1 protein-coding gene is annotated in these 237 nt (G+C 41.8%); it reads left to right on the top strand.

Annotated elements, in window-relative coordinates; translation table 11 throughout:
- Positions 1 to 237 (top strand): hypothetical protein (locus AAEY57_RS21075; RefSeq protein ID WP_350608795.1); only part of this gene is annotated, 237 nt, incomplete at both ends.

Here is a 237-nt window from a genome sequence, read left to right as displayed (position 1 = left end):
GCTTTACAGCGTTGAAACTAAACAAGCAAAAGAGCTTTCAAGCGCTGCATTAAATTCGGTATTAACTGCCTCACCATATAAATGGCTGCCAGATAGCAGCGCCATTGTTGCAAATCTCGCTGTTAATTTTGGTAAGCCAAGGCTTGAAAATAACAGCCAAAATGTAGTGCCTGTTATTCAACAAAGTACTGGCGAAAAAGCGCCAGCACGTACTTACCAAAACTTATTAACCAGCCC

This window comes from Pseudoalteromonas sp. MER144-MNA-CIBAN-0113 (assembly GCF_040308965.1).
GTDB classification, from domain to species: domain Bacteria; phylum Pseudomonadota; class Gammaproteobacteria; order Enterobacterales; family Alteromonadaceae; genus Pseudoalteromonas; species Pseudoalteromonas tetraodonis.
The sequence above is the reverse complement of the archived record's forward strand: the minus strand, read 5'-3'. Positions and strand labels throughout refer to the sequence as shown.